The sequence below is a fragment of the Frateuria edaphi genome (genome assembly GCF_021117405.1).
In the GTDB taxonomy this organism is placed as follows: domain Bacteria; phylum Pseudomonadota; class Gammaproteobacteria; order Xanthomonadales; family Rhodanobacteraceae; genus Frateuria_A; species Frateuria_A edaphi.
Genome location: NZ_CP088251.1, coordinates 340,100 through 354,877, shown reverse-complemented (window position 1 = coordinate 354,877; position 14,778 = coordinate 340,100). Strand labels below are relative to the sequence as shown.

The window sequence follows — 14,778 nt, the reverse complement described above, 5'->3', positions numbered from 1 at the left end:
CCGGGGTGAGGGGCGACTCTTGCGACGGAGGCTGTTCGCGCGCAGCCATGTGGCTGTTTGACCTGGCGCTGTAGAGAGGGAGCTAAGGCGCTACGAGGCAACACGTACTTTCGTCCCTTCGACCAGCAGCATCTGCCCTTCGGTCACCACCCGCTCGCCGGCCTTGAGCCCCTTGGCGATCACCTGCTGCCCGCCCGCCGCCGGTCCGGGCGTGACGTAGCGCTGCGTGACGGTATCGTCCGCGCCAACGACGAACACGAAGCTGCCGCGCGAGGAACTCTGCAGCGCGACCACCGGCACCGACACCGCGTCCGTGATGCGCGTGGTCGGCAGCGTGACCTGCACGAACTGTCCCGGCGTCAGGCGCAGGTCCGGGTTGTCGAAACGCGCCTTGAGCAGGATCGTGCCGGTGGTGTTGTCCACCGCGTTGTCGACGAACTCCAGCGAGCCGGCGAGCGAGCCCGACTGGCCGGGCACGGTCGCGTGCACGCTCACCGACCCACGCGAGAGCGCCGCGCGCACCGCGCCGAGACTGGCCTCGGGCAGGCTGAAGGCGACGCGGATGGGCTGCACCTGGTTGAGCACCACGATGTCGGTCGTCTGTGCGCTGACCTGCGCGCCGGGCCACACCAGCGGCGCGCCGGTGATGCCGTCGAACGGCGCCACGATGCGCGCATAGTCGAGGTTGGCCTGAGCCAGTTCCTGCGCGGCACGGTCGCCCTGGAGCGTGGCCTGCGCCACGGCGAGGTTGGCCTGATAGGTGTCGTAATCGGCCTTGGACACATAGCCCTTGCCCAGCATGTCCGCATAACGCTGGCGATCGGCCTGGGCCTTCTTCAGCTGTGCCTGGTCGCGTGCGACCAGGCCGCGCGCCTGGTCCAGCTGCGCCTGCAACAGGCGGGTGTCGAGCCGGGCCAGCAGTTGCCCCTTCTTCACCCGGCTGCCGGGCTGGAACGCCAGCGACTCGAGCTGGCCGGTGACCTGCGCGCGCAGGGTCACGCTGGACCAGGCCTCCGCGCGGCCGACCAGCTTGAGCGAGAGGTCAAGGTCGCCCTGCCGCGCGATCGCCACCTGCACCGGGACCGCGCGGGTGGCCGGTCGCGCATCGGCAGGCGCGGCCGTGTCCGCCCGCCAGGCGAAACGCACGCCGAGCGCGACGAGCGCGAGGACGGCCAGGACGAGCAGGATTTTTTTCGGGGACATGCAAACGGTCGATTGGGGCCCGAGCGGTCAGCGCGCCTGTGCCATGAGGTGAGCCTGCCACAACGCGGCAGCCGGCCAGGGGTTTACCTGTCGCGGCTATTTTCAGCGAAGCGCGCGGCCACGCCCCTGCCATTCGACCTACTCGCCGCCGTTTTCGCTTTGCTCCAGCGACTGCAGGTTGTCCTTGATGCGACCGATCACCGCCAGCGCCTGGGCCAGTTCCTCGGCGCTGATGCCGGCGGTGGCGTCCTTGCGCAGGCCACGGCCGATGTCCTGCATGTCGTCGATCACCGCACGCGCACGGGGCGTCAGGTGCAATCGCCAGGCGCGACGGTCCTTCGGATCAGGGTGTCGTTCGACGAAGCCCGCCGTCTGCAGCCGGTCGATCACGCGGCCCACCGCGATGGGCTCCATCTCGAGCAGTTCGGCAAGCTCGGTCTGGCGCAGGTTTTCCTCGCGATGGTGCAGCATCTTGATCGCCCGCCACTGCGCCCGGGTCAGCCCGAAGCGCACCGCGCGCCGATCGAAATGCTTGCGGAACAGCAAGGTGACATCGCTGAGCAGGTAACCGAACGGAATGTCTTCCGGTTTCATTTTGTTATGCATCTCCCGTCCCAAGCCAGAGCATAAAGCGCCGCCTGCGCCAAACACTATTGTCCATGTCCATTACCTTGCTTACTGCCGACCTGACCCGCCTGTCGGTCGATGCCATCGTCAATGCCGCCAACCGGCCGCTGCTTGGTGGCGGCGGTGTCGACGGTGCAATCCATCGCGCGGCCGGCCCCCGCCTGCTGGAAGCCTGCGCGGCGCTGCCCGAAGCCTCGGCCGGCGTGCGCTGTCCCACCGGGGAGGCGCGCATCACCCCCGGCTTCGATCTGGCAGCCACGTGCGTGATCCACACGGTGGGCCCGGTCTGGCGCGGCGGCAGCCACGATGAACCGGAATTGCTCGCCGCCTGCTACCGCCATTCCCTGCAACTGGCACACGAGCACGGCCTGCGCTCGATCGCCTTTCCCGCGATCAGCTGCGGCGTCTACGGCTACCCGCCGGAGCTGGCGGCCGAGGTCGCCTGCACCAGCCTGCGCAGGACGCTCGCCCGGCTGCCCGCGCCGGCGATGGACGTACGGCTGTGTTTCCTCGATGAGGCGATGACGCAACTGTGGCAGCGCGTGTTCAACGCAGCTTGAACGGATAGAGCGGCGGCAGCGGCGACTCCTCTCCCGGTGGCGCCTCGCGCCACCGGAAACCGTGCCGGAAGGCGCTTGCCAGGTCCGGTGACGGGCCGCTTGCGTCGGCAGCGAAGCGGCGGCGCTGCAGCGAATCGATCGCCTCACGCTGCGCGGCCGATGCCAGCGCCTCGGCCAGTGCGCCGAGGCCGGTCAGCCCGGGACGCTCCGCACGCGCCCAGGCCAGCAACGCGTGGGACTGGGCCGCCACGTCGCTGCCGCGCGCGGCGGCGAGGAAAGCCAGGCGCAGCGCACGGCTGGATGGGGAGGCGGACGCTGGCGCCTGGGCGCCCGGGCGCAAGCGCCGTTGCCATACCCACCACGCGGCGAGCGCACCGCCGAGCAAAAGCACGCCCGTCCCGACCAGCACGAGCACGCGCCACGCAGGCACGCGGCCGGCCACGGCCTTCGCCGCGACCGTGTTCGCGAATGGCATCGGCGCGGACGTGGTCGTCGCGGGGGCGCTCGCCGCCGGTGCCGCCGAACCGCCCGCCGCAGGCAGCACGGTAAGCGCATGCGCCGGGATCCGCGCCTCCTCGACCCGGCCGCTCTGCACGTTCCACCACTTGAGCGTGATCGCGGGGATCGTGAGCGTGCCCGCCTGGCCGGGCACCACGGCAAAGTTCTGCTGGCGACGGCCGATCAGCCACTGGCCGCCGTTGCGTGTGCCGGTCACCGGTTTGTCGGGATAGACGGTGGCGCCCTTGAGCTCCGGCAGGCTCAGCGCGGGCAGCGCCTCGTAGGGCAAGCCGGTGGCCTGCAGGGTCATCGCCAGGTCCAGCGGCTGCCCGACGCGCGCCTTGCCGTCGGCGGGGAGGCCCTCCAGGCTCAGGGCGAGCGACCGCGCCGGCAGCCAGGCGCTGCTGCCCCATTGCGTCGGGACCGGCTGCACGTCGATGGAAACCGTTGGCGAGGCGGCCATCGCCGGCGTGCCCATGGCGAAGAAACTGTCCGGGTCGGTCGGATCGATCAATTCGCCCTGGAACTGCAGCGACGGGAGTTCGATGGCGCCGGCGTGCTGGGGGATCAGGGCGTAGCGGCGCTCGATCACGTGGTAGGCGCGGCCACCGCGCACCACGTCGTAATCGAGGTCATCCCCCAAGCGGCGCGCATCGATGCCGGGCAGCCGCGGATCTTCCAGCGAACCACTGCTGAGGCTGCCGGCAAAGTACAGCCGGACGGTGAAGAGCAGTTGCTGGCCCACGCGCACCGTGGTCGGCTGCGCGCTCGCTTCGAGGAACACCGCCTTGCCGCTGTTGGCGGCCGCGCGGGGATCGGGCGGCGTGACCGTCAGCGTGAGCGGCTGGGTCTGGCCGCCGGCGAAATCCAATGCCGGGATCGTCAGCTGGCCCGCATGCGTGGGCCGCAACGCGATGCCGATCGTGGATTGCACGCTGCGTTGCCCGTTGAGGATGCTCACGCTGGTGTTGCTGGAACGGCCAAGCACTTCGAAGTCCGGAGCCAGCGCGGACAGGTCGGGCGCCTGCGCCAGAGCGCCGCCCTCGACCTGCAGGTTCAACGTGACCGTTTCGCCCAGCTGCACCTGGTTGCGGTCGAGCGAGGCGTGCACCTGCGCGGCCTGCGCCAGCATCGGCAGCAGCGCGAGCAGGAGGAGCGCGATCCATCGCCTCACGGCAGGTCCTCGGGGTTCGCCACGCCGTGGCGCTGGCGGTATTCCAGTTCGAACTTGCGCCGCAACAGCGCGCCCGGATCGTCCGGTACGCGCTGCAGCGCCTGGCGCAGCTCGGCCGGCAGGCGCGCCTGCGGGTCGTCCTTGTCCAGCGCGCCGAGCTGGTGCTCGTCGCCTTTGGCCTTGGCCTGGTCGCCCAACGCACGGTCCATCTGCTGCTTGAGCGCTTGGCCCGCGCGCGCCATGCGGGCCTGCTGCTCGGCGCGCTCCTGCGCGGTCAGCGGGCGGTTGGCGCCCTGCTGCTCGCGTTGCTCGCCATGACGCTGGCCGTCCTGGTTGCCTTGTGCGTCCGGCTGCTGCCGGCCCTGGCCTTGTTGCCCCTGGTTGTCCTGCTTGCCGTCCTGCTGTTCCCCGCGACGGTTGCCCTGGCTGTCCTTCTTCGGCTGCTGGTTGCCTTGGCCCGGCTTGGACCGGGAGGACTTGCCGCCATTCTGGTTCTGCGCGTCGGAAGAATCCTGCGGTGGTGGCTGACGACGCAGCCAGTCCTCGACCGCCTGGCGGTTGGCCTTGGCATCGGCATTGTCCGGATCGAGCGCGAGGGCGCGGTCGTAGGCTGCCAGCGCCTCCTGGTATTGGCCGGCCTTGGCCAGCGCGTTGCCGAGGTTGTACTGCGCGTCGGTGGTGCCGACCGGTTGCAGTGCTTCGATCGCCTTGTCGTAATCGTCTGCGCGGTAGGCGGCCGCGCCACGCAGCGCCGGATCGCGTGCGAGCGCCAGGGCCTGCTTCGGATGGCCTTCGCGCAGCGCCTGGGCGGCTTGCTGGTCGCGGCGCTGCCACAGGTCCTGCCAGGTGCCGGCCTCCGCGCGCGCCGGCACCAGCAGTGGCGCCAACGCCAGCGGAAGCAGCAACAGCCAGCCACGGCGGAAGGCCAACGCCAGCAGGGGCAACAGCGGCAGCAGCAGCCATGGGCCACGGTCCTCCCATTGCGCACTGGCCTGGCCGGTGGCGAGGTCGGCATCACCGGTGCGCAGCTGACCTTGCAACGCCTCGACGTCGGCATGGTCGGCCCGCATGGGGACATACCGCCCACCGCCGGCGGCGGCGAGCGCCGCCAGCGCGGCATCGTCGCGGCCGGCCATGGCCACGCCGCCCTGTGCATCACGCAGGAAGCCGCCCTCGGCTAGCGGTACCGGCCCGCCCTTGGACGTACCGACGCCCAGCACCGACACGCGCACGCCATCGGCGCGGGCCTGGCGTGCGGCCTGCAGGGCCCCGGTATCGGCGTCGTCTGTGACCAGTATCAGCGAACCGCCGCCCACCTTGGCGTCGCGGATCAGCGCCGCGCCGCGCGCGATCGCGGCGGCGGCGTTGTCGCCCTCGACCGGCATCGTGTCCGGCGCGAGCGCGTCGAGCAGGTCGTCGAGGCTGTTGGCGTCGCTGGTCAGTGGGGCGACCACGAAAGCCTCGCCGGCGTAGGCGACCAGGCCATTGAGTCCGCCGCGGTTGGCGGCGAAGAGATCGCGCGTCTTGTAGCGCGCGCGGTCGAGCCGGCTCGGCGCGACGTCGCGCGCCAGCATGCGATCGGTCAGCGAAATGGCCACCACCTGCGCCGCGCGGTCGGCAAACAGCGGCTGCGGTACCCGGCTCCAGCTCGGCCCGGCGAACGCCAGCACGGCGAGCAACCAGCCCAGCGCCAGCAAGACTGGCGGCACGTTGTGCCGCTGGGCCCGGCCCTGGAGCAGATGCGGCAACAGCTCGGGATCGACCAGCTTTTCCAGCTGCGCGCGCGCGCCCTGTCCACGCGTCGCCAGCCAAGCCAGAAGCGGCATGGCGAGCAGCAGCCACAACCAGGCCGGCCGCAGGAAATGGAACATGTGCAGCGCCTCGTTCATGCCAGGCGCTCCCGCATCGTGCCTGCGCGCGAGGCCAGGGCCAGCGCAAGCAGCAGCATCGCCACGCCCAGCGGCCAGCGGAACAGCTCGTGGCGTGGGCGCAGCACCGGCCCGTGCTGGGGCATCGGTTCGAGCGTGTCGATCGTGCGGTAGGCTGCGGCCAGCTCGTGCGTGTCGGTGGCGCGGAAGAACCGCCCGCCGGTGCCCTGGGCGATCTTCGTCAGCATGGTCTCGTCCAGGTCGGCCGAGGGATTGACCAGGCGCATGCCGAAGAAATCCGGCACGCGCATCTGCGTGGCGCCCACGCCGATGGTATAGACGCGCACGCCGGCCGCTTTCGCCGCGGCGGCAGCCTGTTCGGGCGCGATGTTGCCGGCGTTGTTGACGCCATCGGTGAGCAGCACCAGCACGCGCGCCTGCTGCGGCAGGCCCGCCAGGCGCTTGACCGCCACCGCGATGGCATCGCCGATGGCCGTCTCGGTGCCGGCAAGCCCCACGGCGGAGCCCTTCAGCTGCGCGCGGACGGCGTCGAGGTCGTAGGTCAGCGGCGTGACCAGGAAGGCGCGGCTGCCGAACAGCACCAGGCCCAGCTCGTCGCCGGCGCGGCGCGCGATGAAATCGCTGGCGATGGTCTCGACCGCTTCGAAACGGCTGACATCCTGCCCGGCCAGGTGCATGTCCTCGGTGCGCATGCTGCCGGAGAGATCGATCGCCAGCAGCATCGCCCGTCCACTGCGCTGCTGCGCCTGGGGCGGTCCGACCCACTGCGGTCGCGCTGCCGCCGCGACCAGGCACAGCCAGGCCAGCGCGAGCCACCAGTTGGCCCGGCCGCGACCCGGTTGCCGCTCGATCGCGGCCAACGCCACGCCCGGATGCGGCAGGTGCAGGGCTTGTCCTGGTGGCAACGGACGCAGCCAACGACGCAGCAACCATGGCAGCGGCAGCAGCAATGCCACCCAGGGCCAGGCGAAGTCGGGCCAGGCGAACTCAGGCACGGCGCACCCTCCTGCCCTGCGCGGCGAGCGCGGCCCGCAGCCAGCAACGCACGGCCTCCATCATCGCGCGGGTGTCATAGGGTTGCGGGCGGTACATCGCGGACTCCAGCGTGAGCAGGCGTTCGAGCGTCGGTGCATCGACCGGCACCCGCGCCAGCGCCTCGCGCCAGGCTTCGCCGCGCAGACGAGCGGCCGCCGGGTCGTGCGTCCGCGCCACCCTGCGCAACAGCTGATGCAGGCCGGCAGCCAGCGCCTGCGCGTCGGCCGCGTGGCGAATGGCCAGTGCATCGACCTCGGCGAGGATGCGTGCGCGGCGATGGCGCCGCTTTCGCGCGCGCAGCAACAGCCAAGCGCCAGCGCCCAGGAGCCCCAGCACCAGCGCTGCCAGCAGCCACCAGCCCGGTGCCGGCGGCCACCAGGGCGGTGCTGGTGGCAGGTGGATGTCGCGCAGCTCGGGACCCCCGGGGGCAGACAGACGGTGCATCATCGGCCGGGCCTCACACCGAGCAAGGCCGTGATCGCCTCCAGCGGATCGGCGGCGGTGTCGACGCTGCGCCAGCGCAGCCCCAGCGACTGCGCCAATGCGGCCAGCCGCGCCTGGCCTGCGCCGAGCGCCTGCTGGAATTCGCTGCGCTGGCGCGTGCCCTGGAGGCTGACCTCGCGGCGCTCCCCGTCATGTTCGAACGGATAGCGACCGGGCGGCGGCAGGTCGCGCTCGAGTGCATCGGCCACGACCAGCACAGCGACACGCGCGTGCCGCGTCACTTCGCGCAGGCGACCGCGTGCCGCCTCGTCACAGCTCAAGCCATCACTGATCAGCAGCACGCGACTGGCGCCATGCAGGCGGCCCGCGCGTGCAATCGCATCGGATAACGGCTCGTCGGTATCGCTGGTTGCGGCGTCGGCATCCCAATCCGCCAATGCGCCACACAGGGCCACCGCCCCGCGCGGACCACCGCGCGGCTTGAGCAGGTGCTGGCCGTTGCCGAAGGCCATCGCGCCAACGCGTTCGCCGGCACGCACGGCATACCATCCCGCGAGCGCCGCGGCGCGCGCAGCCTGCACCGACTTGAAGCGCACGCGGGTGCCAAAGCGCATGCTGGCGTGGGTGTCGAGCAGGATCAGCAAGCGCCCTTCGCGCTCTTCCTGGAACAGCTTGGTATGGAGCTCACCGCTGCGCGCGGTGAGGCGCCAGTCGAGCCGGCGCACGTCGTCGCCCGGCTGGTACACGCGCGATTCGGCGTAATCCATGCCTCGGCCGTAAAGACGGCTGGATTGCTGCCCCGCCTGCGCGGCGCGGGTGTCCAGCGGAAGCGGCCGCACGCGACCGACCCGCGCGCGCAGGGCGAGCAGTTCGGCCAGCGATACGGTGACGCGGCCATCGCCGTCGGCGCGCGCGGGCACGGCGGACATCACGGCAGCGGCACGAGATCCAGCAGGCGGTCGATGACCTGGTCGCTGCGCACGCCCTCGGCCTCGGCTTCGTAGCTGAGCAGCACGCGGTGGCGCAGCACTTCGTGCACCACACCGTGCACGTCCTCCGGCAACGCGTAGTCGCGCCCGGCCAGCCAGGCGTGCGCACGGGCACAACGGTCCAGCGCGATGGTGGCGCGCGGGCTCGCGCCCCACGCGATCCACCGCTCCAGTTCCGCGCCGTAGCGGCCGGCATCGCGGGTGGCCAGAACCAGTTGCGCAAGGTATTCCTCAAGCGCGGGCGCCATGTGCACTTCGAGCGCGGCGTCGCGGGCCGCGAAGACGTCGGCCGGGCTGAGCAGCGCGCGCGGCGACGCGGCCGGGTGCAGGGCGCGACGCGCCTGTTCGCGGGCCAGCTTCAGGATGGCAAGCTCCGAGGCCGCGTCGGGATAGCCGATCGTCACGTGCATCACGAATCGGTCAAGCTGCGCCTCGGGCAATGCGAAGGTGCCCTCCTGCTCGATCGGATTTTGCGTGGCCATCACCAGGAACAGGTCCGGCAGCCGCCAGGTGCTGCGACCGACGGTGATTTGTCGCTCGGCCATCGCTTCGAGCAGCGCCGACTGCACCTTGGCCGGCGCGCGGTTGATCTCGTCGGCCAGCACGATGTTGTGGAACAGAGGTCCACGCTCGAATTCGAAACTGCCCGCCTGCGGGCGGAAGACGTCGGTACCGGTGAGGTCGGCCGGCAGCAAGTCCGGGGTGAACTGCACGCGGTGGAAATCGGCCTCGATGCGCGCTGCCAGGGCCTTGACCGCGGTGGTCTTGGCCAAGCCCGGCGCTCCCTCGACCAGCAGGTGGCCATCGGCCAGCAGCGCGATCAGCAGGCATTCGATCAGGTGCGGTTGGCCGATCACCTCGCGCTGCAGCTCGTCGCGCAAATGCACGAAGGCCTGCTGCAGGCGGTTGGGGGCGGCGGTGTGCGGTGTGTCCATCGACGATCCAGGCAAGGCAACGCGGTAATGACCGCGCCAACGCACGGAAGTTTAGGTGCGTACATGCAAGGGCCGCGTGTGCCGGACCGCATGGTCGCGCCTGCATCGGCCCGCAAAAGAAAAAGGGCGGCCGAAGCCGCCCCTGTTCCGTTGCGTCGTGCGCTTACTGCAGCGTTTCGCTGAGGATGCGCGGCGTCACGAAGATCAACAGTTCCGCCTTGCTATTGTTCTTGACCGTCTTGCGGAACAGAGCGCCCAAGCCGGGAATGTCGCCCAGGCCTGGCACCTTGCTGATGGTGTTGGCCTTGGTGATCTCGTAGATGCCGCCAAGCACGACCGTCTGGCCGTTGTCCACCAGCACCGAGGTGTTGATTTCGCGGGTGTCGATCTGCGGCACCTGGCCGCTGCCCGGCGCATCGATGAACTTGGCCAGCGCGTCCTTCTTGACGTTGATCTTCAGGTACACACGGCTGTCGGCGGTAATCGTCGGGGTCACGCGCAGCTCCAGCACGGCGTCCTTGAACTGCACCGTGGCGGTGCCGCTGCCGGCCGAGCCGGTGGCGCTGTTCTGGTAGGTCACGTAGCCGATCTGCTGGCCCTGGCGGATCACCGCTTCCTGCTGGTTGGCGGTGATCACACGCGGGCTGGAGATGACCTCGCCACGGCCTTCGGTCTGCGCGGCCGAGAGCTCCAGGTCGACCAGGTAGTTCGCGCCCAGGATCGCCAGGCCGAAGCTGCCCATCGGATTGGCGGCCGGCAGGTTGACGTTGAAGCCGCCCGCGCCGGTCTGGTAGGTGGTCACGCCCGAGGCGTTGCCCGTGCCGGCATTGTTGTTGGCGCGCTCGATGGCCAGGCTGCCCGCACCGTTGGCGCCGCCCTGCGGAGCGGTGGTGATCACGTTGCCGCCGCTGGTGGTGTGCAGAGCCTGCACGCCCCACTTCACGCCCAACTCGCGGGTGAAGTCGTCGGTGGCCACCACGATACGCGACTCGATCAGCACCTGCTGGACCGGCCGGTCGAGCACGCCGATCAGCTCGCGCAGCTCGCGGATCTTGTCCGGCGTTTCGTTCAGTAGCAGGGTATTGGTGCGCTCGTCGAACGACACGCTACCGCGCGGCGACAGGAAACCGTGGCTGCCGCCACCACCACCGCCGCCGCCAGCAGCGCTCTTGCTGCCAGTGGTCAGCAGCTTCGCGATGTCGGCCGCCTTGCCATAGCTGATCGGCACGTAGTCGGTGACGAGTTCGGCGGTGTCCTCGGCCTTAAGGCGCGCCTCGGCCAGGTTCTGCTCGTAATTGGCCAGTTCCTGCTGCGGAGCGATCCAGATGACGTTGCCGTCACTACGCTTGTCCAGCCCCTTGGCACGCAGGATCACGTCCAGCGCCTGGTCCCACGGCACGTTCACCAGCCGCAGGGTGACGCTGCCACCCACGCTGTCGGCCACGACCAGGTTCTTCTTGGACATTTCCGCGATGAACTGCAGCGCGGCTCGCACCGGGATGTCCTGGAAGTTGAAAGTCACGCGGGTGCCGTTGTAGGCCGGCGGCTGGCCCTTGGCCAGCTTGCCGTCGGCGGTCGCGGCATCCTTCTTGGGCGCAACCTCGACCACGTACTGGTCGGCGGTCTGGTAGGAGGAGGTCTCCACGTTGCCCTTCAGGCCGATCTCCATGTGCGCACCGCCGCCCATCCCGGCGCGGGTGGTGATCGACTGCACCGGCGTGGCGAAATCGAGCACATCCAGGCGCTGGGCCTGTTCGGCCGGCAGCTTCACGTGGCTCAGGTTGACGATGAGCTTGTCGCCCTCGCGGTGCATGTCCACATCCGCGCCAGCGCCGGTGAAGCCGACCAGCACGCGGCCTTCGCCGTTCGGACCACGACGGAAGTCGATGCCGGATACCGACGGGCCGTTCATGCTCGAAGGCAGCGCCTTGGTCGGGTCGATCGTCGAGGCGGTGGTGGTGGTCTGCGCCGCGGTGCCGTTGTCGACGGTCATCACCAGGTCGTTGCCGTCCACGCGCGTGTCATACGAGGCATCGCGCATCAGTTCGACCACCACGCGGGTGCGACCGCCGGCGGAAACCGCCGACACGCCGGAGGTCGAGCCCTTGCCGATGTCCAGATGACGAGGAGCCGCGTTGGTCGTGTCAGCGAAATCGACCGCGATGCGCGGCGGATTGCCGGTGGTGAAGATGCGCGGCTGCGGCGGCGGGCCGCCAGCGAAATTCATGTGCAGTTCGACCTTGCCCCCCGGCAACGTGTCGTAACTGATCCCCTTGAGCGTGTTGGTGGCCGCCATGGCATCGCCCGCCCATGCGGCTGCGGCCATCAGCAGGCCCGTCAACAGGCAGCGGCGTGCTTGGCGCATGGCTCGGCCCCGGACAGGTTGGATGTGGTTGCTCATTGCGTCAGCCCCTGTGTTCATTTGTCGCCGAGCCCGATGCTGGCCGAACGTTCCATCCAGCCGCCATTGCCATTGGAGACCAGTTCGACCAGGTCGACGTGGTCTTCCGCGATGTCGGTGACCCGACCGTAGTTCTGTCCCATGTATTCATTGACGTGGACGCGATGGATAACGCCACCGGGGTCCTTCACCAGCGCCTCGATGCCGGCGCCGTTGCCGACCGTGCCCACCATCTTCAGGCTGTCCAGCGCGAACATCTCAAGTGGCTCTTTGGGGCGGCCCTCGTCCGGACGCGGGCCGTTGGACGGACCACTGGGCTGCGTCTCGGCGGTGCTCGCGCTGAACGGGTCGCGCTTGCCCTCGTCCGAATACTGGAAGGTTTCGAACGTCTTGATGACCGGCAAGGGGGGGATCGGCGCACCCTTCTTGCTCTTTTCCTGGGCGACCCAGTCACGCAGGTCGGACATGCCGCGGGTGCAGCCGGCCAGCAGCGCAAGCGCGGCGAGCATCAACAGCAGCCGCGCCACGCGGGCGGGCCTGACGGCATTCAAGCTGCTCATTTGCGCCCCCTCGCCTTGCCCTTGCCCTTCGTGGCCTTGCTCTCGGCGCTCTCGTTGTCTTCCAGGTAGCGGTAAGTCTTGACCGTGCCCTGCAGCACGAGCTGGCCGCCGGCCGGCGGTTCCCCGTTGGGACCGACCGGAAGCTGGGTGGACAGCGAAACGTCATGCATCGTGAGGATCACCACGCGCGGCAGCGAGGCCACGCCGCTGATGAAATTGCCGAACTGGTGGTAGGTGCCGACCATCTTCAGCTCGATCGGCTCCTCGGCGTAGAAATCCTTGGGTTTCTCGGTGCCGGGATCGAACACCTGGATCTCCAGGCCCGCCGCCAGCGCGGTCTGCGAAATGTCCACCAGCAGCTCCGGCATCTCGGTCTTGCTGGGCAGCTGGCGCAACAGCTGGCGCAGCATGTCCTGCATCTCGTCGAGCTGCTGTTGCAACGCCTCGAGATTGACCGCCTTGGCCTGCTTCTGGGTGAATTCCTGCTTGAGCGAGACCTCCTTGGAAGCCAGGCTCGCCAGCGTGTCCTGCTGGTCGCTGACGTGCAGGTACCAGCCCAGGAACATCACGATCAGGAAGACCAGCACGGTGAAGAAGATCTTGACCGACCGGGACCAGCCACCGATGTTGTTGCGGTCCAGGCTGCGCAATTCATCGAAGAACTTCATTTGCCAGCCCCCCCGCTAACGGCCGAAGCCGAGGATCCCCTCGAGGGCGTGCCACTGTCATCCAGCAGCACTGGCGTCTTGCCCGGCTCCTCCGCATTGGGCTGGCTCAGCTTGACGCGCAGGCCGAACGTGTAAGGCATGCGCCCGGCGCGGTACTGGATCTGCGTCTTGTCCAGGTCGGCATTTCCCATCCAGGGCGAGCCATCGAGGTTGCGCATGTATTCGGCCACGCTGGCGTTGGACTGGGCCACGCCGGAGAGCACCATCGAATCCGAGTTCTGCTTCATGCTCGTCAGGCGCACGCTGGCCGGGATCGTCTTCACCAGTTCGTCGAACAGGTGGACCATCTGCGAGCGGTTGGCCTGCAACTGCTCGATGATCTGCTTGCGGGCGAGCAGGCGCTGGCGGACGTTCTCCAGGTCCTTGATCTTGGCGATGCGCTCATCCAGTTGCTTGATCTCGCCCTGCAGGTAGGCGTTGCGCTCGTTCTGGTTGTCGATGCGCATGCCCATCCAGAACGACCACAGGAACAACGCCAACAGCGCCGCCCCGAAGGCCGCGCCGAGCTGCATGAAGAATTCGCGCTCGCGCTGCTTGCGCCGTTCGGCACGCCAGGGAAGGAGGTTGATGTGTGCCATCAGTCGAAACTCCTGAGCGCCAGGCCGACGGCGATCATCAGCGCGGGGGCATCCTGCGCCAGCGATTGCGCCTGCACCTTGGGCGCCAGCGACATGCGCGCCAGCGGATTGGCCACCATGCACGGCACGCCCAGCTGTTCCTCCAGCATCGGGCAGAGGCCCTCGATCGAGGCGCAACCGCCGGCCAGCACCACCTGGTCGACCTTGCTGTACTCGCTGCCGGCGAAGAAGAACTGCAGCAGGCGGCTGATCTGCTGGATCAACGCTTCCTTGAACGGCTCCAGCGCCTCGGTCTCGTAGGACTCGGGCAGGCCGCCCTTGCGTTTGGCGCGACCGGCCTCCTCGTAGGAGAGGCCGTAGCGACGCATGATTTCGTCAGTGAGCTGTTTGCCGCCGAAGACCTGTTCGCGCGAATAGATGGTGCGCTGGTGGCGCAGCACCGACAGCGTGGTCATGGTGGCTCCGATGTCGACCACGGCGACCAGCGCATCGCGGCTGACGTTGAGCTGGTCGACCAGCATCGCGAAGGCGTTCTCCATCGCGAAGGCTTCCACGTCGATCACCTTGGCGGCGAGGCCACCCAGGTCCAGCGCGGCGACGCGCATGTCCACGTTCTCGGTGCGCGAGGCGGCCAGCAGGACGTTGTTCATGTCCGGGTTGTCGCGCACCGGCCCCATTACCTCGAAATCGAGGCTGACCTCGTCGATCGGGTAGGGAATGTACTGGTTGGCCTCGACCTGGATCTGGCCCTCGAGGTCTTCCTCGGAAAGATCCCCGGACATCGGCACGATGCGCGTGATCACGGCCGAGCCGGCCACCGCCGCCGAAGCGTGCTTGAGTTTGGAACCGGACCGCGCCAACGCCCGTCGGATCGCCTCGCCCACCGCCTCGACCTCGACGATGTTCTTCTCGACCACGGCGTTGGGGGGCAGTGGCTCGACCGCGTAGTGCTCCACGCGATAACGGCCACCGGCCTGGCTCAGCTGTAGCAGCTTGACCGCGGTCGAACTGATGTCGACGCCGATCAGCGACGGCTTCTTGGGTGTAAACAGACCCACGATTTTCCCCCTTGGCCCCTGGCGTCCGGGCCGGAAACCGGCGGATGCGCGAAGGCATTAGATCGAAAAATTAACGCTATGGCAACGGCCTACGGCAAC

At 69.0% G+C, this 14,778-nt stretch carries 14 protein-coding genes; 1 reads left to right on the top strand and 13 read right to left on the bottom strand.

Annotated elements, in window-relative coordinates:
- Positions 1-90 precede the first annotated feature (90 nt).
- On the bottom strand, positions 91-1,203 hold the full coding sequence (locus LQ772_RS01615; RefSeq protein ID WP_231323389.1) for an efflux RND transporter periplasmic adaptor subunit: 1,113 nt from the start codon (positions 1,201-1,203) through the stop codon (positions 91-93).
- Between the two features lie 138 nt (positions 1,204-1,341).
- On the bottom strand, positions 1,342-1,797 hold the full coding sequence (locus LQ772_RS01610; RefSeq protein WP_231323387.1) for a MarR family winged helix-turn-helix transcriptional regulator: 456 nt from the start codon (positions 1,795-1,797) through the stop codon (positions 1,342-1,344).
- Between the two features lie 65 nt (positions 1,798-1,862).
- Between LQ772_RS01610 and LQ772_RS01605 the strand changes: the two genes are divergently transcribed.
- Complete coding sequence (locus LQ772_RS01605; protein WP_231323385.1) at positions 1,863-2,390, top strand: O-acetyl-ADP-ribose deacetylase; 528 nt, start codon at positions 1,863-1,865, stop codon at positions 2,388-2,390.
- Here the strand turns inward: LQ772_RS01605 and LQ772_RS01600 are convergent.
- From LQ772_RS01600 to LQ772_RS01550, 11 genes are all read right to left on the bottom strand, one after another.
- On the bottom strand, positions 2,377-4,062 hold the full coding sequence (locus tag LQ772_RS01600; protein WP_338029235.1) for a BatD family protein: 1,686 nt from the start codon (positions 4,060-4,062) through the stop codon (positions 2,377-2,379). The two genes, LQ772_RS01605 and LQ772_RS01600, sit on opposite strands and share 14 nt — an antisense overlap.
- Entirely contained in the window at positions 4,059-5,951 is a 1,893-nt protein-coding gene (locus tag LQ772_RS01595) for a tetratricopeptide repeat protein (protein ID WP_231323383.1), read from the bottom strand. The genes LQ772_RS01600 and LQ772_RS01595 overlap by 4 nt, the downstream gene beginning before the upstream one ends.
- On the bottom strand, positions 5,948-6,946 hold the full coding sequence (locus tag LQ772_RS01590) for a VWA domain-containing protein (RefSeq protein ID WP_231323381.1): 999 nt from the start codon (positions 6,944-6,946) through the stop codon (positions 5,948-5,950). Before LQ772_RS01590 ends, LQ772_RS01595 begins: the two co-directional genes overlap by 4 nt.
- Positions 6,939-7,433 carry a DUF4381 family protein gene (locus tag LQ772_RS01585; RefSeq protein WP_231323379.1) on the bottom strand — a complete coding sequence of 165 codons (495 nt, stop codon included), beginning with the start codon at positions 7,431-7,433 and terminating at the stop codon, positions 6,939-6,941. The genes LQ772_RS01590 and LQ772_RS01585 overlap by 8 nt, the downstream gene beginning before the upstream one ends.
- Positions 7,430-8,359, bottom strand: a complete 930-nt coding sequence (locus tag LQ772_RS01580; protein WP_231323378.1) for a DUF58 domain-containing protein — start codon at positions 8,357-8,359, stop codon at positions 7,430-7,432. The genes LQ772_RS01585 and LQ772_RS01580 overlap by 4 nt, the downstream gene beginning before the upstream one ends.
- On the bottom strand, positions 8,359-9,354 hold the full coding sequence (locus LQ772_RS01575) for an AAA family ATPase (RefSeq protein WP_231323376.1): 996 nt from the start codon (positions 9,352-9,354) through the stop codon (positions 8,359-8,361). Before LQ772_RS01575 ends, LQ772_RS01580 begins: the two co-directional genes overlap by 1 nt.
- 163 nt (positions 9,355-9,517) lie before the next feature.
- Positions 9,518-11,719 carry a type IV pilus secretin PilQ gene (locus LQ772_RS01570; protein WP_231323374.1) on the bottom strand — a complete coding sequence of 734 codons (2,202 nt, stop codon included), beginning with the start codon at positions 11,717-11,719 and terminating at the stop codon, positions 9,518-9,520.
- Positions 11,720-11,772: 53 nt separating this feature from the next.
- Positions 11,773-12,315 carry a pilus assembly protein PilP gene (locus LQ772_RS01565; protein WP_231323372.1) on the bottom strand — a complete coding sequence of 181 codons (543 nt, stop codon included), beginning with the start codon at positions 12,313-12,315 and terminating at the stop codon, positions 11,773-11,775.
- Positions 12,312-12,983, bottom strand: coding sequence for a type IV pilus inner membrane component PilO (locus LQ772_RS01560; RefSeq protein WP_231323371.1), 672 nt, complete (start codon positions 12,981-12,983; stop codon positions 12,312-12,314). The genes LQ772_RS01565 and LQ772_RS01560 overlap by 4 nt, the downstream gene beginning before the upstream one ends.
- Complete coding sequence (locus LQ772_RS01555; protein WP_231323369.1) at positions 12,980-13,621, bottom strand: PilN domain-containing protein; 642 nt, start codon at positions 13,619-13,621, stop codon at positions 12,980-12,982. Before LQ772_RS01555 ends, LQ772_RS01560 begins: the two co-directional genes overlap by 4 nt.
- The gene (locus LQ772_RS01550) at positions 13,621-14,679 is read right to left on the bottom strand and encodes a pilus assembly protein PilM (RefSeq protein WP_275045769.1); all 1,059 of its coding nucleotides are present in this window, start codon (positions 14,677-14,679) and stop codon (positions 13,621-13,623) included. Before LQ772_RS01550 ends, LQ772_RS01555 begins: the two co-directional genes overlap by 1 nt.
- Positions 14,680-14,778 lie beyond the last annotated feature (99 nt).